Below are 17,378 nucleotides of genomic sequence, written 5' to 3' on the forward strand. Positions count from 1 at the left end.
CCGAACGAAACAAGCCCGGATCGCTCCGGGCTCATTTCGTTGCTCTGAAGGTCTGCAGAAGGCGTCAGCGGCGAGCCAGCGCCTCGATCGCCTCGGCGGCGTCTTCCAGGATGCTGATCGCCTCGGCCTGCTTGTCCTCCGGCGCGTCGGCGATGTCGCCGAGCGCGGCGCGCAGCCGATGACGTAGTCCGCGGAACTGGTCGCGCTTTTCCGAGCGGCCGCGGCGCCCCTCGTCCTTGTCGTCGCCCCAGCCGAACCATTCGCGCGCCGCCGCCATCTTGCGGCCGAAACGCTCGAGATGGTCGAGCACGCTGTCGATCATCTCGCGGTTTTCCTCCAGATGCGCCTTGCCGGCGTCGGTGATGGAAAACACCTTCTTGTTGCCTTCGCTGGACGACACGGCGTAGCCCGCCTCCTCCAGGAAGGTCAGTGTCGGATAGACCACGCCCGGGCTCGGGCTGTAGACGCCGCTGGTGCGCTCTTCCAACGCCTTGATGATGTCGTAGCCGTGGCGCGGAGCATCGGCCAAAAGTGACAGCGTGATCAGCTTGAGATCGCCGTCGGCCAGCATGCGGCCGGCGCGGAACATGTCGCCCGGGCCGCCGCGTCCACCGCCCCTGCCGCCATGGCCGAACGGCCCGAAGCCGCCGCCCCCTCTGCCACCGAATTTGCCGGCCATATGCATGAACATGCGCTCGCCGAAATGATTGTGTCTGCCGTGCATGATTTGCTCCATAGTTATATCTAACGATATATCTTACGTAAGCTCGGCCGCATCGAGAGTCAAGATATATCTTACGATGTATCGCGGATGATGCCAAGGAGCCCGTGCCCTGCCTCGAAGGTCAGGTTACCAATGCCCCTTGCGCCGGTTCCAGGCGTAGAGGAGATCGGCGAAGCGATCATAGGCAAAGCGCGTCAAAGGCAGCGAGATCGGGTTGCCGAACAGCGTCGCCAGCCAGCCCTCGCCCGGCGTCAGCCGCCAGACCGCGACCGCGACATCGGCGCCGACCAGCAGCCGGCCTGTGGCATCGGTGGCATGCAGGCGGCGGCGGATGTGTTCCAGCGAAGCGCCGAAAGCGGCAAGCGCGTCAGGTTCGAAATTGATGTCGCGGAATTCGATGCGGCCGGCCTTGACCGCTTCGATCAGCCGCCGCTTCTGCCGGTTGATGCCGACATCGCAGACCGGGCAGCGCGTGTTGTACCAGACGGTCAGCAGCGGCTTGGGCATGGTCATCACTATCGGCGACCGAATGCGGCGCCGCAATGTGACGCAAAGCCCGCGGCGCTTTCAGCGCTTCATCCGAGCGAGCTGATGATCTCGCGATAGGCAAATTCCGGAAAAGCCTTCAACGTGCGCGTCTTGACGCTGCCGCCGGAGGACAGCATGAGCGCAAAGCGCGCCAGCACAGCGTCGTCGGGCGCCTCGACAACCGCCACCATGTCGCACTCGCCCATGGTCAGATAGAACGCCTTGAACGACCCGCCCATGTCAGCGAGCTGCTTCTTGGCTGCGTCGAGACGCTTCGGCGACTCTCGAACATTCCTGGCGCCCTGCTCGGTCCAGTTGAGGAGCAAGATGTAAGTCGTCATGGCATTACCTCCCATCGGAGCAAGGTGGCCAGGGCATCCGGCCAACCGTCCGGAAATGCATTCGACGAGCGAGTATCCTACTGCCTGCCTCTCCCGGCAAGCGCGGGCGGAAACGAAAAAGGGCGCCGAAGCGCCCTCTCGACTTCCAATGATTGCGTTTCCGCTCAGCTGTCCAAAAAGCTTCTCAGCTTGCGCGACCTGCTCGGATGCTTGAGCTTGCGCAGCGCCTTGGCCTCGATCTGGCGGATGCGCTCGCGCGTCACCGAGAACTGCTGGCCGACTTCTTCCAGCGTGTGGTCGGTGTTCATGCCGATGCCGAAGCGCATGCGCAGCACGCGCTCTTCGCGCGGCGTCAGCGAGGCAAGCACCCGCGTCGTCGTCTCGCGCAGATTGGCCTGGATCGCCGCGTCGATCGGCAGGATCGCCATCTTGTCCTCGATGAAGTCGCCCAGATGCGAATCCTCCTCGTCGCCCACCGGGGTTTCGAGCGAGATCGGTTCCTTGGCGATCTTCAAGACCTTGCGCACTTTTTCGAGCGGCATGGCGAGCTTTTCGGCCAGTTCCTCCGGCGTCGGCTCGCGGCCGATCTCGTGCAGCATCTGGCGCGACGTGCGCACGATCTTGTTGATCGTCTCGATCATGTGCACCGGGATGCGGATGGTGCGCGCCTGGTCGGCGATCGAGCGGGTGATGGCCTGCCGGATCCACCATGTTGCGTAGGTCGAGAACTTGTAGCCGCGGCGGTATTCGAATTTGTCGACCGCCTTCATCAGGCCGATATTGCCTTCCTGGATCAGATCCAGGAACTGCAGGCCGCGGTTTGTGTATTTCTTGGCGATGGAGATGACCAGGCGCAAATTCGCCTCGACCATTTCCTTCTTGGCGATCGCGGCCTCGCGCTCGCCCTTCTGCACCTGGTTGACGATCTTGCGGAATTCCAGGATCGAGATCGCCGTCTCGGTGGCGAGGTTCTGGATCTCGGCGCGCAGTTCCTTGATCGTGTCCTTCTCGTTCTTGGTGAATTCCTTCCAGCCGCGCGAGGTCAGGTTGGCGATCGAGCGCATCCAGTTCGGATCGAGCTCCGAGCCCTGGTATTCTTTGAGGAATTCCTCGCGACGAACGCCATAGCTTTCGGCGAGCCGAAGCAGCTTACCTTCGTTCTGCACCAGGCGCTTGTTGATGTCGTAGAGCTGCTCGACCAGCGCCTCGATGCGCGCGGCGTTGAGCGACAGCGACTTCACCGCCTTGATCAGCTGGTCCTTCAGCTCCTTCAGCCGGCGGTCCTGGCTGGGCGACAGCGTGCCGGCCGCGGCCAGACGGTTCTCGACCTGCTGGTCCTGCAGCTTGCGAAGCTTCTTATAGGTGTCGGCGATGACGTCGAGCGTCTCCATCACCTGGGGGCGGAGTTCAGCTTCCATCGCCGCCAGCGACAGGCTCGCCTCGTCCTCGTCGTCTTCCTCTTCCTCGAGCCCGCGCGTGTCGCCGCCGACATTGGTGATGTCGTCTTCTTCCTCGCGCTGCGCGGCGCGTCCGCGCGGCTTCTCTTCCGGCTTGGGCGCTTCCTCGATGCGCTCGACGACCGGCGCCTGCTTGGCCTCGGGGCCGGCATAGGTCGCTTCGAGATCGATGATCTCGCGCAGCAGGATCTTCGATTCGTTGAGCTCGTCGCGCCAGATGATGATGGCCTGGAAGGTCAGCGGGCTCTCGCACAGGCCCGCGATCATCGTCTCGCGGCCGGCCTCGATGCGCTTCGCAATCGCGATTTCGCCCTCGCGCGACAGAAGCTCGACCGAGCCCATCTCGCGCAGATACATGCGCACCGGGTCGTCGGTACGGTCGGTCGGCTCTTTCTTGGTGGTCGTGGCGGCGACGGCGGTGCCGGTCTGCTCGGCGAGCTCGTTGGCGTCTTCCTCGCTGTCGCCGGCGGGCTCTGCCTCGGCCTCTTCGCCCTGCTCGTCATCCTCGACGACATTGATGCCCATGTCGTTGAGCATCGCATTGATGTCTTCGATGCGGTCCGGATCGGTCTCTTCCGAGGGCAGCACCGCGTTGAGCTCGTCGAGCGTGACATAGCCGCGCTTCTTCGCGGCCTTGATCATCTTCTTGACAGCATCGTCGGAAAGGTCGAGCAGCGGGCCATCGGTGGCGCCTTCGCGTTCGGTCTCGACCTCTTCCTTTTCCTTTGTCGCCATTCTCTGTCGTCTCCTGGCGGCTCTACATCGAAGCCGCGTAAACTGCCGGACCGGTATGCCGGACGCATCCTCACCAGAACGCTTTTACCGGCCCCGCATCATCTCTTCGTTTTGTGCGTGTCGTTGCCCCAAAATCGGTTTCCACTTTTGGGCGACATGCATTAAGTCCAGATTAACCCTGATATCTGGAGCAGGCGCTTTGCCTGTCCAGCCGTCACCGGTACCTCACATCGCTCAAATTTCCCGCCGACGTCGGGGCACGGTTAACGTTTCGAATCGTCCTGATTCCGCCAATCTGCCAGAAGGTCAAGCGCCTCTGGCATGATTCGCATGAAAAAAGCGAATCAATTACCCGACTTAGAGGCGTCGATTCGACGCGCTGCGCATTTCCACTTCACTTCCAATGGCTGGGTATCCGGCCCCTAAACGCGGCCAACCCTGCCCGAGGAGACGCCGAACCCTTCGATCAGCGCTTCCGTTGCCTGCACATCGTTGAATTGCGCTTGAATCTCGACGAGATGCCGGAAGTTTTCGTCCGAAGGGTCTGCATCGAGCGCCGCCTGCGCCTGTTTCAGCTCCCTATGTAATGTGCGGGCGCTGCGCTGCAAGTGCAGCGCCTGGTTGAAGGCGTCCCGGGCATCGTCGAGCGCGGCGGTTTCCAGCGCCGGCCATTGCCGCGCGCGCTTGATCAGTTCCACCGCGCGCTCCCAGATGACGCCGCAGCCGGCCCGCTCGATGGTGGCGATCACCGCGCTACGCTCGTCGGCCGCGTCATGCGCCATCGCGTCGAGGATGGCGGCATGCAGTTTCTTCAAATCGGAATTGGCCAGGTCGAGGAATTCGACATGGGCGAAATTCTCGTCGATCAGCGGCGGATGGTTGACGAGCGCGACGATGATCGTTGCCTCGCGCACCGACATCCCCTCGCCGCCGCGCTTGACCAGGGCCGACTGTCCGAGGCTTTCGGTGATGGCGATGCGGCCGCTTCCGGCCTTGGCGAATTGTCCGCCGGGCGCAGGTGCCTTGCCCCGCTCGCCTGGCCGGCCGCCATCCTGACGGCCCTGCCGCGGACCACGTTGCGAACCGAAGAAGCCCTGCACCCGCTCGCGCATTTCCTGCTGGTATTCATAGCGCGTGCTTTCGTCGCGGATGCGGCTGGCGAGCTCGCGCAGCGTCTTTCCCAGTTCCGCCCGCCGCTCCGGCGTGTCGAAGACGCCGCCCGCCGTCTCGCGCATCCACAACAGGTCGACCAGCGGCCGCGCGTCCGCCAGTACGGCGCGGAAAGCCTCAGGTCCATCGGCCTTGACCAGATCGTCGGGATCCTTGCCTTCGGGCAGCAGCGCGAAGCTCGCCGAGCGCCCTGCCTGCACCGACGGCAGCGCGAGATCGGCGGCCCGCCATGCCGCCTTCAGCCCGGCCTTGTCGCCGTCGAAACACAGCACCGGCTCCGGCGCCATGCGCCACAAAAGCTCGAGCTGGTTTTCGGTAAGCGCCGTGCCGAGCGGCGCGACGGCATTCTCGAAGCCGGCCTGCGCCAGCGCGATCACGTCCATATAGCCTTCGACGGCGATCACCGTGCCGCCTTTGGCCAGCGCCTTGCGGGCGCGCGCGAAATTGTAGAGCACGTTGCCCTTGTGGAAGAGCTCGGTGTCGGGCGAGTTCATGTATTTGGCTAAAGCGTCCGGCGCCAGCGCCCGGCCGCCGAAGGCAATGATCTTGCCACGCGAATCCGGGATCGGGAACATGATGCGGTCGCGGAACCAGTCATAGGAGACCGGGATGTCGTCGCCATGCCGCACCAGTCCGCAGGCCTCGATGTCGGCTTTCGGCACACCTTTTGCCGCAAGATGTTCCTTGAGCGCGTTGCGGCTGTCGGGCGCATAACCCAAGCGGAACGACTGCTGCGTCGCCGAGGTCAGCCCACGCTCCCTCAGATACGCGCGAGCCTTGGCACCTTCAGGCCCCTGCAGCCGCTCCTGGAAGAAGGCGGTCGCCATTTCCATGACATCGGTCAGGCTGGCGCGTTCTTTCTCGCGCCGCTCCTCCCGCTCGTCGCGCACCGGCATCGGCACGCCGGCCATGTCGGCGATCTTCTCGACCGCTTCGGGAAAGCTTAATCCCTCGAGTTCGGTGAGGAACTTGAAATGGTCGCCGGAGACAGAGCAGCCGAAACAGTGGTAGCGGCCCTTCTTGTCCTCGCAGTGGAAGGACGGGCTCTTCTCGCCATGGAACGGGCAGCAGGCCCAATAGTCGCCGCGCGAGGTGTTGGTCTTCTTGCGGTCCCACGCGACGCGCTGACCGATGACCGATGAAATCGGTACGCGGTCGCGTATCTCGTCGAGAAAGGCGGGCGGAAAGCGCATCGGAACACTCTTTTGTCTCCCATATAATCACGCTGGCGAAATCCGACGACTCCCAATGCGGACCGTACCCGGTTTCCACAGGGCAAAAAGAAGGCGGCCCGTGAGCCGCCTTCTTTTGGTTTGAGATTTTGTCGCCGGACTACTGCGCGGCGATCGCGCCGAAGATGATGCCGGAAAGGATGCTGACCAGCACATAGTCGTTGCCGACGCGGATCCACTCCTGGCCGGGACCCGGACGGCGCAGGCCGTAGCGGTTCCAATCGCGCACCGGCTGATGGCGCTTCCAGTTGGAATAGCGCTGGCCGTTGCGCCAATGGCTGCGCTTCACCATCACCTTCTTCTTGATGACGCGCTTCTTCACGTCGCGATGCGTGCCGGGCTTCTGCCAGTCGACCTGGGTGTAACTCGACTGCGGCGCGCTCGGCTGGGCGAGCGGCGCGGCCTGGCCCGAAAAGGCCGAAGCGGCGAGCATCGAGGCTGTGACGGCGGACAATATGAGACGCTTCATGGTCAAACTCCTTGGTTGTCGATAGGCTGAGGAATAAGCGCGGGCGGATGAACTGAAACTGAACGCTAGATTACAATTCTGTAATGGTTTCAGAAGCTTGCATTATCACGCTCAACAGACTTTCAAGCCGCGTCCACGACTGTCGGCCGGCAACGACTTCGCCCGGCCGAGTGAGGCGTCGACAGAGGTGCAACCAATGGATCGCCCATTCATTTCCGACATGCGCCGTCGAACGCAGGCGATCATCGCGACAGAAGAATCTATTATCCGGCTAATGGTAATTGGGTATATTCGCACAGCTTGAAATGACTACGATTCGCCACCCTCTGCATGCCGCAAGCGCCGCCCCGCGAGGCCGGCCATGAGCGGCTCCGTCGTCCTGCTGCACCTTGCCGGCGCGGTGGCGCTGATGCTGTTTGCCACCCGCATGGTCAAGACCGGTGTCGAGCGCGCCTATGGCGACGTGCTGCGCCACAGGCTGCGCGCCACCATGCGCAATCCCATAATGGCGGTGCTCACCGGCTGCGGGCTGTCGATCGCGCTGCAGAGCTCCACCGCCGTCACGCTGCTGGTCGGCTCCTTCGCCGGCGCCGGCATCGTCTCGGGCGCCGCCGGGCAATTGGCGGTGCGCGGCGCCGAGATCGGCTCGGCGCTGGTGGTGAAGCTGCTCACCTTCGATCTCACGCTCCTGGTGCCGCTCTGCCTGATCGCGGGCACCGTCATGTTCATGGCGACCGAACGGCGCGACTGGCGGCAGCTGGGCCGCATCCTGATCGGCGTCGGCCTCCTGATCCTGTCGCTCGAAATGATCGGCCAGGCATCGGAGCCGCTGCGCAACAGCCAGTTGATGCCGCTGATCATCAATTATTTTTCGGGCGATTCCATCACCACCTATCTCTTGGCGGCGCTGGTGACGTGGCTGTTCCAGTCCAGCATCGCCGCCGTGCTCCTGATGGCGACGCTGGCCGGCCGCGGGCTGATCACGCCTGAGTTAGGCGTCGTGCTGGTACTTGGCGTCAATCTCGGCTCCTCGCTCATCGCGCCGATGCTGACGCGCTCGGCGCCCCCCGAGGTCCGCATCGTGCCGATCGGCAATCTGTTGATGCGCGGGCTCGGCTCGCTGATCATGCTGATCCTGGTAATGACGCTGAAGCCGGATGTCGCATTCCTCGGCGCGACGGCGCCGTCGCAGATCGTCAACGCTCACATCCTGTTCAACGTGCTGATCCTGCTCGCCGGCCTGCCGCTCGCCGGCCTCGTCTACCGCGCTTCCGAAAAGATCGTGGCGCTGGGCGCCAAACCCGCGCCTGCCGCCGCGCTGGAAGTGGTGGAGTTGTCGGCACTCAACGACAGCGCCCTCGACACGCCGAGCCAGGCTCTCGCGAACGCCACGCGCGAGGTGGTGCGGGTCTGCGAGATCGTCGAGATCATGCTGAAGCGCATCATCGAGCTCTACGAAGATGCCGACCCCGCCAAGATCAAGGCGCTGGCCGCGCTGGACGACCGCGTCGACCAAAAGCACGCTGCGATAAAGCTCTACCTCGCCAAGATCACGCGCAACCCGCTGACGGAGGACGAAGCGCTACGCTGCCAGGAGTTGATCGGCGCCTGCGTCAAGCTCGAGCAGGTCGGCGACATCATCGTGCGAAACATGCTGGTGCATGTGAAGAAGAAGCTGGATCGCGGTTTGGAATTCACGCCTGAAGGCTGGCGCGAGCTATGCGCCTTCCACGCCTCGGTGCTTGCCAACGCGCGCCTTGCCTTCAACGTACTGGTCTCGCGCGATCCGGAAACCGCCCGCCAGCTGGTGCTGGAAAAGGACCTGTTGCGCGAGCGCGAGAAGGAAACCAGCGCCAGCCATTTCCTGCGCTTGCGCGATGGCACCGCCAAGAGCGTCGAGACCAGTTCGATCCATCTCGACACGATCCGCGACTTGAAGCAGATCAACTCGCTGCTGGCTTCCATGGCCTATCCCGTGCTTGAGGAACGCGGCCTGCTCGGCGGCTCGCGGCTCAAGGCAAGCTGACGCCGTTCAATGATCTTGCCCGTCCTCGCCTCCGTCGGCTAAGGATCGATCGAGGATCTCGGGAGGACGACCATCGATGGACACGCATTCGCGCAGCTTTGCCAAGGCGCTTTCCTGGCGCGCCACCGGCACCATCGACACGATGATCATATCACTGGTGGTGACCGGCAGCATCAAGCTCGCGGCCGCGATCGGCGCTACCGAAGTCGTCACCAAGTCGCTGCTCTATTATCTGCATGAGCGTGCCTGGCTGAAGATCCCTTATGGGCGCCGGACGGCCACGTAAGGCCCAACGCTCAAGAAAAGCTAAATCGGCGTCGACAATTTCTGCATTGCCGATCGCCGCCAGCCGTGGTTTGAGGCAGGCATTCCTCAGGCTTATCTGAATCATGCTGCCGCTGATTGCCCTTTTCCTTGCCGCTTTCGCCTTCGGCACCACCGAATTCGTCATCGCCGGCGTGCTGCCCGAGGTCGCGCAAGGCCTCGGCGTTTCGGTGCCGACCGCCGGCTATCTCGTCTCCGGCTATGCCTGCGGGATTGCCATCGGCGGCCCGCTGCTCGCTTTGGCCACCAGCAAGGTGTCGCGAAAGACGCTGCTGCTCGGTCTTGCGATCGCTTTTACCCTTGGTCAGGTGGCCTGTGCACTGGCGCCGGACTTTGCCTCCATGCTTCTGCTGCGCGTCGCGACCGCCGTCGCGCATGGCTGCTACTTCGGCGTCGCCATGGTGGTCGCCGTCAGCCTGGTGCGCGAGGACCAGCGCGGTCGCGCCGTGGCGGTCATCCTGTCTGGCCTGACGGTCTCCAACGTCATCGGCGTGCCGGCCGGCACCGCCATCGGCGCCCTGTGGGGCTGGCGCGCCACCTTCTGGGTGATGGGTGCGCTGGGCATCGTCGCCATCATCGCCATGCTTTTGCTGTTGCCGCGCACTCTAGGTGCAGCCAACCGCCCCGCTGGCCTTGCGCGCGAAGTGCGCGTGCTCAGCCGCCAGCAGGTCTGGACGTCGCTCATCCTGATGCTGATGCTGATGATCGGCCAGTTTACGCTGTTCACCTACATCACGCCCACGCTGCTCGACGTCACCGGCCTCGACGAAAGCCTGATCCCTTGGGTGCTGCTGCTCAACGGCGTCGGCGCGACGATCGGCGTCTTCGTCGGCGGCAAGCTCTCGGACTGGAAGCTGATGCCGTCGCTCATCACCCTGCTTGGCCTGCAAGCGGTGATGCTGGCCGTCATCCATGCCGTCGCCCCCTACCCGGTGCCGATGGTCGCGGCGATCGTCCTCTGGGGCGGCCTCAACTTCGCCATCGGCGCGCCGGTCCAGACCCGCATCCTCACCTGGACCGCGGATGCCTCGAACCTCGCATCCTCGCTGATCCCGTCCGGCTTCAATGTCGGCATCGCGCTCGCCGCCTCGCTCGGCGCGGCAATGCTCAATGCCGGCCTCGGCTACCGCAGCTTGCCGCTTGCCGGCGTGCTCGCCATGCTGGTGGCGGTCGTGGTGGCCGTCGCCTCGCAGGCCTTCGAATGGCGCAGCCGAGCGGCGCCGCCGCTGCCGACGGCAGCGGAGTAGAGCGTCAGGTGGCCAGGTTCACTTGAACTTGCCCTGCGGATCGAGTTTCGGATGCATCATAAGGCATGCCCTTGCGGATGGGCCGACGGCCTCATCCTTTTCCTCTGACACGACGCAGGAGTGACCGGGATCGCCGGCCGGCATCGGCACCCCTTTGGCGAGCGAAAACTGCACGGAATGTGCGCCTGCCAGGCCCGCCGGGAATTGCGGGATCGACCGCACGATCCTGAACGTTCCCGAACCCCGCTGCTCCATATGGCCGCTATGCACCAGCTGTGATAGACCAAACTCCTGCGGCAACACCTCGTAGCGCTTGGCCGGCACGCTCGAAACGACGCTGGCCGGATCGAAGCGAACCAGCCCTCGCGGCGTGAAACGCAGCCCGCTCCGCCAGCTTGAGGCGTCGAATTGCTCGGGGACTTTGCGCGACTCCGAGGTGGGCGCCAGATCTTCAAAGGTCATGTCTGGCACAGAAACCCTTGAAAGGCTGTAGATCCCGCTGACATGATCCGCATCGCTGCCAACCATGCCCAAGAATGCTCTCCTTGCATTGGCAGTCTCGCCGGTGCCGGATTTGTAGAAATAGGTCATGCAACCAGGACCTCCGTTTGTCGCGAGGGCAACACGATCCTTGGATAGACCGACAACGCCGGAGCGCACGCCACCCACGGGCGCTGCAACAATGAGTTTCTCAACCCGTTCAACCGCTCCTGATACATCCCAGATCTGAGCTTCATAGCTCGTGACCACAATGTAGAGTGGTGTCCTCCCCGGTTGGACAACGATGGACGACGTGGTCGTTTCGTCATCAGGGTTGTTTACATGGACATCGGCCATGGCGTCCCCTTCATAGGTGCCGAGAAGTACTGTTTCGGCATTCGCGGAGGGGCGCGGGACCTCGCATGAAGAGATTTGGCTCTGCGCATTGGAGACAACAGTTCGCCCGAGCTCTGGCGGCAGGCGCGAGCCAACTTTGGCTATTTCATCCCGAGACAAGACAGTGTTGCGGTCGCTGTCAATTTGCTGGAACACGGCCATTGCCTTGTCCAAGACCTGCGAGGCCGTCACCTTGCTGCCGTCACCCAAGGCGAGGTAGTCGGCGAGATTTCCTCGCCGACCGGACTGCTGACTTGGCTGCGCATGTCGATAGGCTTCGAGTAGAGATACATTTCCGTCTCCATCGGTGTCCGTTGAAAGCATGGCTTTGGAGAGCAGCACGGCGACATTTCCATCAGGCTGGGCACGAAGCTCCTCTATCTCGGCTTTGGAGATCATCCCGTCCTGATTGAGATCTAGCTTGATGAACTGAGCCAAGATCGCGACCTTGTTGCCGGCGTCACCTTGCTTGGCGACGCGGTCAACCATCTCGCGCGTTAACGTGCCTTGGCGGTCGGCACCGATTCGGAACGGCGACATCACCGACTGCAGAAATGCTTCGAGTGTCTGCCCTTCCCTTATGCTGCGCGCTACGGCGGGCGGATAAAGCTCTTCGGGCGGAGCAGCCGAGGCGACGCTGGAAAGACAGACTGTGGCTAACCCTAGGACAACACCAGGTTTCATTTCGTCTCCAATGAGGCTTTCAGATCTGCAACTCTAGAGCGAATGTTTTACCCGCGTATGGCGAAAAACTGTCCGGTTTTCAGTGAGCTGTCAGCAAGCTGCTAACCAATATCGCCATGCAATGAAACCATGTGGTACAAATCACCCGCCCAGCGCCAACGGCGCGTGGAATCGCCGGCTGCAGCCCACAACGCCATCTCCGGCTGTGGCTACAAATAGATCCGAAACCTCAAGCTCTCGGCGCCGCCATAGGCAGCTAGCTTCACGAACCGCCCGACCGCCTTGCCGCCATTGACCACGATCACCCGCTGCGAAGCGGGGTTGTCGAGATCCGTGGTCATTTCGACATAGTCGAGGCCGACCGCCCTCGCCTCCTCCAGCATCAGCCTGAGCGCCTCGGTGGCATAGCCGCGGCCCCGCTTCCACGGCACCACCGCATAGCCGATATGGCCAAGCACATGCGACGGCAACTTGGACGTGCCCTTCTGCCAGCGAAAGCCGATCGAGCCGGCGGCCTCGCCGTCCCAGATCCAGCGCCGGAATCCCGGCAGCCGCGCGACTTTGGTGCCGTCCGGCAGCGTGATCGGCGAGCCCTTCGCGTGCGGATCGTCGAGGTCGGCAAGAAAGGCCACGGGATCTCGTTCGATGGCCGCAAGCTGCTCGCGCGTCGCCTCGAGCAATCGCACATTGTCCGGCGACCACCCGCGCTCAAGTGCTGCCTTGTAGGACGGCAGATGTTCGAGCGCGGGCTTGACGATTTGGATCATGGTTCGTCTCTCAGGCGAGACCAGCAGGCATAATCGCCGCAACGATCGGTCACAAGCCAACGCATCGCCTCTCGATCTCCAAAGATGTCGCTGAACTAGAAGTGTTTCGCCGATCCATGCGAGACGCTTTATGCTCGGCACGGGTGATTCACGGTGCGAGACGACGCTTTGACAGAAGGGGCAAACCGGTGCGGTTGAGATCTGTTCCGCTGGGTGCGGCCATCTTTTGCCTTGTCGCCTTTCTGGCCGTGCTGACGGTGTCGGTCTCTTCATTCGCGGCGTTGCGGCCCTCGACCATACCCGACTGGCTGCAGCGCCATGTCGGCGATGGTGAGGGCCAGATCTCGCAGGTGGTGCTGGAACGGGCACGCGCGCTCTACCAGAAGAAGGTAAGCGACGGCTCGGTCAGGAATGACTGCTATTTCGCCATGGACGCAACACGCCCCGGCGACCTCGGCAACAGCGTGCTCGGCCAGCGCTACTACATCATCTGCGAAGCCAAGCAGCTGTTTCGCGCGGTTTCCTCAGGCCATGGCGGTGGCCGCAACCTGAAGGGCGCAGCCGACTTCTCCAACGGCAGGCGCTGCGCGAAGAATTTCGGCAACGCGATGGACTCCGAGCTGACCGCCGGCGGCGCCTACATGACCGCGGAGACCAAGACCTCCTTCAAGGGCTACTACCGCGTCGGCGCGCAGGACGCGGTGTTCATGCGCACCTTCATCCAGTTCGACGGCGAAGGCGAAGCGGCGAACGCCAGGCAGCGCGTCATCGGCGGCCATCCGGCGGCCATCCTGAAGGGCTTGTGCATGCGCAAGAACCCGCAAAGCTCTTACGCCGGCCATGACGGCTTGGTCCCCTTCGGCAAGCTGGTCAACTATGCCGGCGGCCGCAGCAACGGTTGCACCAGCTGGTCGCCGGCGGACGCCGAGCAGATCATCCCGATGGTCAAGAACAACCCGACGACGCTCTACATCTATCCGGAATCGCGCGACATCGCCGCCGTCGCGCGGGCCAAGGCCGCCGGCCAGTCGCTGGCCGGCGCAGGCCTTTACTGGAACGCGTCCTGCCTCGGCGAGATCGGCGCGCCGAAATTCTGGCCGAAGAAGACGCTGGAGCCGATCATCGCCCAGTACAAGAAGGACCATCCGGCGCCGCTGCCGCAGCCGGTGCCGATGTGCAAGTAGCCGTTGGAGCAATTCCAGGAAAAGTGTGCAGCGGTTTTCCGTCCGGAATTGCGTAAAACAAAGAGATAGAGCCGATAGGTTTCTACGACAGCAGCCCCTTGATGATGGCGCTCGCCTTGGCGAAGTCCATCTGCCCGGCATATTTCTGCTTCAGCACGCCGATCACCTTGCCCATGTCCTTCTGGCTGGCGGCGCCGGTGGCGGCGATGGCCTCGCGGGCGGCGGCCGTGATGGCGGCATCGTCGAGCTGCTTCGGCAGGAATTCGAGGATGACCTCCATCTCGGCGCGTTCCTTGGCCGCCAGTTCCGGCCGCTTGCCGTCCTCGAAGGCCTTCGCCGATTCCTCGCGCTGCTTCACCATCTTGGAGAGGATCTGCAGGACCTCGTCATCGCCGGCCGGCGGCTTGCCGGCGCCGCGATTGACGATGTCGCGGTCATGGATCGCCGCCTGGATCAGCCTGAGCGTCGGCAAGCGCTCCTTGTCCTGCGCCTTCATCGCGCTCTTCATGGATTCGGCGATTTTCTCGCGCATGGTGCTTCTCCTTCGAATGCGCCGGACAATAGCTTCGTCGGTCGCGTGACGCAAATCCCGGCAAACCACTGATTTTGCTGGACGAATGCAAATCTATCCTGGCTAGGGGCCGCTGCATTGACCACTCCCGCACCTTCCCCTATGTACTCGGTCCTGCATAAGACAATGAAACCGACGCGTGGGAGCTGAGATATCCAGCTCGCGCGCCTTGCCGCGCAAACGGTCCCGACCACCGCTTGTAACGCCCGACAGGAGTGCCGCCATGGCCACGATCACCGCCCCCTGGGCCACCGAAAAGCCGACCGCCCTTCTGGTGCTCGCCGACGGCACGGTGATCGAGGGTCGCGGTCTCGGCGCCACCGGATCGGCCGTCGCGGAAGTGTGCTTCAACACCGCGCTCACCGGCTACGAGGAAATCCTCACCGATCCGTCCTATGCCGGCCAGATCGTCACCTTCACCTTCCCGCATATCGGCAATGTCGGCACCAATGACGAGGACATCGAGGACCTCAACCCGGCGGCCCGCGCCGGCGCCGTCGGCGCGATCTTCAAGGCCAACGTCACCGACCCGTCCAACTATCGCGCCGCCGGCCATCTCGACCAGTGGCTGAAGCGGCGCGGCATCGTGGCACTTTCCGGTATCGACACCCGTGCGCTTACCGTGCTGATCCGCGAGAAGGGCATGCCGAACGCCGTCATCGCGCATGCGCCGGACGGCGTCTTCGACGTCGAAGACCTGAAGCGGCAGGCCGCCGCCTGGTCCGGCCTGATCGGGCTCGATCTCGCCAAGGAGGTCACGTCCGGCCAGTCGTCGGTCTGGCGCGAGACGTCCTGGGTGTGGAACGAAGGCTATGGCGAGCAGGCCGAACCCTCTATGCATGTCGTGGCGATCGACTATGGCGTGAAGCGCAACATCCTGCGCCTGCTCGCCGGCCTCGGCGCCAAGGTCACAATCGTGCCGGCCAAGACCGGCGCCGACGAGATCCTGGCCATGCAGCCGGACGGCATCTTCCTGTCGAACGGCCCCGGCGACCCGGAAGCCACCGGCGACTATGCCGTGCCGGTGATCCAGGACCTGCTGAAGACCGATATCCCGGTGTTCGGCATCTGCCTCGGGCACCAGATGCTGGCGCTGGCGCTCGGCGGCAAGACCGCCAAGATGCATCAGGGCCATCACGGTGCCAACCATCCGGTCAAGGACCACACGACGGGCAAGGTCGAGATCGTCTCGATGAACCATGGTTTCGCGGTCGACGCGGACTCGTTGCCCGAAGGCGTCGAGGAAACCCACGTCTCGCTGTTCGACGGCTCGAATTGCGGCATCGCGCTGACCGGCAGGCCGGTGTTTTCGGTCCAGCACCATCCGGAGGCCTCGCCCGGCCCGCAGGATTCGCACTATCTGTTCCGCCGCTTCGTCAACCTGATCCGCGAGCGCCGCGGCGAGGAGAAATTGGCGGAAAGGGCCTGATCCTTTTCGAGGTTCTGCGATGCGTGCAGTTGAAGAAGCTTTGGAAGATGCTGCGGATGTAGCGATATACGATGAGCGGAAGGCCGCGCTTAAAACAGAGAAGGCTCTGCCTGCCGACGTCACCATCGATATCCTGCGCGGTTCCAGTCGGCTCAAGGCGCTGCGCAATTGGCGCAATCTGACTCAAGCCGAATTGGCGAATGCGATCGGTGTCAGCCAGGGTTTCCTGCCGGACCTCGAGTCCAATCGTCGTAAGCCGTCTGAGCAGACCAGTGCAATGCTGGCGGAGGCGCTCGATGTCCCCGGCGAATGGATCGAGTTCTAGTCATCCTCAAACCGCGTCTGTTGCGGCCTCCTCCGCGTGCATGCGCTCGACTTCCTTCGGTGTCGGCTTGGCCACTTTCGTGACGAAAACGATGACCGCCAGCGTCAGGAAAATCGCGCCCAGCACATAGGGCGCGCCGCCGAACACCACCGGCGCGCTTGGCCCGGTGAACCAGGAAAAGATGCCGGTATAGAGCAACGGCGTGATGATCGAGGTGATCGAGAAGATCGAGGTCATCGCGCCCTGCAATTCGCCCTGTGCCGAAGGCGGCACCTTGGCGGCGGCTAGGCTGCGCAGCGGCGGATCCGCAAGCGCCTCCAGGCAGCCGGCGACGATCACCGCATAGATCATCCAGCCCTGCGTCGCGAAGGCATAGCCGAAGGCGCTGAGCGCGGTGAAGGTAAGGCCAATCACCGCCGTCTTCCATTCGCCGAGCTTCGGGATGACGCGCGGCAGCACCGTCGCCATGATGATCGCGCCGCACAGGCCAAAGGCGCCGAGCGAGAAGCCGATCTGCGTTTGGCTCCAGCCGTAGCGATAGCTGGACACGAAGGACCAGACCGCCGGATACATCATGTGGCCAAGCGTCATCAGGAAGAAGGCCAGCCCGATCCAGCCGATACCGGGATAGTTGCGCATCTGCAGAAGCGTGCCGACCGGATTGGCCCGCTTCCACTCAAAACGGCGGCGATGTTTCTGGTCCAACGTCTCCGGCAGGAAGACCATCGCGATCAGGAAATTCACGAAGGCAAGCCCGGCGGCGAAATAGAACGGCACCCGCGGCCCGAAGGTGCCGAGCAGCCCGCCCAGCACCGGGCCGATGACGAAGCCGACGCCGAAGGCGATGCCGAGCAGGCCGAAATTCTTCGCCCGGTTCTCGTCGTTCGAGATGTCGGCGATGAAGGCCGACGTCGTCGAATAGCTGGCACCGGAAATGCCGGCGAGCACCCGGCCGATGAACAGCATCGGATAGGACCAGGCGACGGCGCAGATCAGATTGTCGATCGAGAAGGTCAGCACCGAGGCAAGCAGGATCGGACGCCGCCCGAAGCGGTCGCTCAAGGCGCCCATGATCGGCGCGAAGACGAACTGCATGGCCGCGTAGACGAAGAACAGCCAGCCGCCCTCGATCGCCGCCTGGCTGACGCTGACGCCGCTCAACTCCTGCAGATAGGCCGGTAGCACCGGCATGATGATGCCGAAGCCGATGATGTCGAGCAAAAGCGTGGTGAAAACGAGCGCAAGGCCCCGCTTGGCGGTTTTGGGGTCGATCATGGCGATAAGCTCCT

General features: G+C 63.3%; 16 protein-coding genes. 6 read left to right on the plus strand and 10 right to left on the minus strand.

The genetic code is table 11. From position 1 onward, the window contains the following. Positions 1–64: 64 nt before the first annotated feature. From FJ988_RS09190 to FJ988_RS09215, 6 genes are all read right to left on the minus strand, one after another. On the minus strand, positions 65–724 hold the full coding sequence (locus tag FJ988_RS09190) for a PadR family transcriptional regulator (RefSeq protein ID WP_181183474.1): 660 nt from the start codon (positions 722–724) through the stop codon (positions 65–67). A 126-nt stretch (positions 725–850) separates the two neighbouring features. Continuing rightward, complete coding sequence (locus FJ988_RS09195; RefSeq protein ID WP_246688489.1) at positions 851–1,231, minus strand: thiol-disulfide oxidoreductase DCC family protein; 381 nt, start codon at positions 1,229–1,231, stop codon at positions 851–853. A gap of 68 nt (positions 1,232–1,299) precedes the next feature. After that, positions 1,300–1,593: a GYD domain-containing protein gene (locus tag FJ988_RS09200; RefSeq protein ID WP_140816675.1), complete on the minus strand. Its 294-nt coding sequence runs from the start codon at positions 1,591–1,593 to the stop codon at positions 1,300–1,302. Positions 1,594–1,757: 164 nt separating this feature from the next. Then, positions 1,758–3,785, minus strand: coding sequence for an RNA polymerase sigma factor RpoD (rpoD, locus tag FJ988_RS09205; RefSeq protein WP_140816677.1), 2,028 nt, complete (start codon positions 3,783–3,785; stop codon positions 1,758–1,760). 422 nt (positions 3,786–4,207) lie between these two features. Next, on the minus strand, positions 4,208–6,148 hold the full coding sequence (gene dnaG / locus FJ988_RS09210) for a DNA primase (RefSeq protein ID WP_140816679.1): 1,941 nt from the start codon (positions 6,146–6,148) through the stop codon (positions 4,208–4,210). 139 nt (positions 6,149–6,287) lie between these two features. Next, the gene (locus FJ988_RS09215) at positions 6,288–6,656 is read right to left on the minus strand and encodes an RcnB family protein (protein ID WP_140816681.1); all 369 of its coding nucleotides are present in this window, start codon (positions 6,654–6,656) and stop codon (positions 6,288–6,290) included. A gap of 361 nt (positions 6,657–7,017) precedes the next feature. Here FJ988_RS09215 and FJ988_RS09220 point away from each other — a divergent pair, with 361 nt between their 5' ends. The 3 genes from FJ988_RS09220 (at position 7,018) to FJ988_RS09230 (ending at position 10,253) form a co-directional block, all read left to right on the plus strand. After that, a complete protein-coding gene (locus tag FJ988_RS09220) occupies positions 7,018–8,682 on the plus strand; it encodes a Na/Pi cotransporter family protein (RefSeq protein WP_140816683.1) in 1,665 nt (554 codons plus the stop codon). Between the two features lie 76 nt (positions 8,683–8,758). Beyond that, a complete protein-coding gene (locus FJ988_RS09225) occupies positions 8,759–8,968 on the plus strand; it encodes a DUF2061 domain-containing protein (protein WP_140816685.1) in 210 nt (69 codons plus the stop codon). 100 nt (positions 8,969–9,068) lie between these two features. Further along, a complete protein-coding gene (locus tag FJ988_RS09230) occupies positions 9,069–10,253 on the plus strand; it encodes an MFS transporter (RefSeq protein ID WP_140816687.1) in 1,185 nt (394 codons plus the stop codon). A gap of 18 nt (positions 10,254–10,271) precedes the next feature. Here the strand turns inward: FJ988_RS09230 and FJ988_RS09235 are convergent, their stop codons facing one another. Both FJ988_RS09235 and FJ988_RS09240 read right to left on the minus strand, forming a co-directional pair. Continuing rightward, a complete protein-coding gene (locus tag FJ988_RS09235; RefSeq protein WP_140816689.1) occupies positions 10,272–11,813 on the minus strand; it encodes a hypothetical protein in 1,542 nt (513 codons plus the stop codon). A gap of 209 nt (positions 11,814–12,022) precedes the next feature. Next, on the minus strand, positions 12,023–12,580 hold the full coding sequence (locus FJ988_RS09240; RefSeq protein WP_140816691.1) for a GNAT family N-acetyltransferase: 558 nt from the start codon (positions 12,578–12,580) through the stop codon (positions 12,023–12,025). 188 nt (positions 12,581–12,768) lie between these two features. On the opposite strand from FJ988_RS09240, the gene FJ988_RS09245 reads away from it, so the two are divergent. Continuing rightward, positions 12,769–13,764 (plus strand): hypothetical protein, encoded by a 996-nt coding sequence (locus FJ988_RS09245; protein ID WP_140816693.1) that lies wholly within the window; start codon positions 12,769–12,771, stop codon positions 13,762–13,764. 82 nt (positions 13,765–13,846) lie between these two features. Here FJ988_RS09245 and FJ988_RS09250 read toward each other — a convergent pair whose 3' ends face one another. Then, on the minus strand, positions 13,847–14,296 hold the full coding sequence (locus FJ988_RS09250) for a GatB/YqeY domain-containing protein (RefSeq protein ID WP_140816695.1): 450 nt from the start codon (positions 14,294–14,296) through the stop codon (positions 13,847–13,849). A 262-nt stretch (positions 14,297–14,558) separates the two neighbouring features. On the opposite strand from FJ988_RS09250, the gene carA reads away from it, so the two are divergent. Further along, positions 14,559–15,764: a glutamine-hydrolyzing carbamoyl-phosphate synthase small subunit gene (carA, locus tag FJ988_RS09255; RefSeq protein ID WP_140816697.1), complete on the plus strand. Its 1,206-nt coding sequence runs from the start codon at positions 14,559–14,561 to the stop codon at positions 15,762–15,764. Between the two features lie 19 nt (positions 15,765–15,783). Further along, positions 15,784–16,089: a helix-turn-helix transcriptional regulator gene (locus tag FJ988_RS09260; RefSeq protein ID WP_140816699.1), complete on the plus strand. Its 306-nt coding sequence runs from the start codon at positions 15,784–15,786 to the stop codon at positions 16,087–16,089. 6 nt (positions 16,090–16,095) lie between these two features. On the opposite strand, the gene FJ988_RS09265 is transcribed toward FJ988_RS09260, so the two are convergent. After that, positions 16,096–17,364, minus strand: coding sequence for a TCR/Tet family MFS transporter (locus FJ988_RS09265; protein ID WP_140816701.1), 1,269 nt, complete (start codon positions 17,362–17,364; stop codon positions 16,096–16,098). Positions 17,365–17,378 lie beyond the last annotated feature (14 nt).

The sequence above is a fragment of the Mesorhizobium sp. CU3 genome, from assembly GCF_006442965.1.
Lineage (GTDB): Bacteria > Pseudomonadota > Alphaproteobacteria > Rhizobiales > Rhizobiaceae > Mesorhizobium.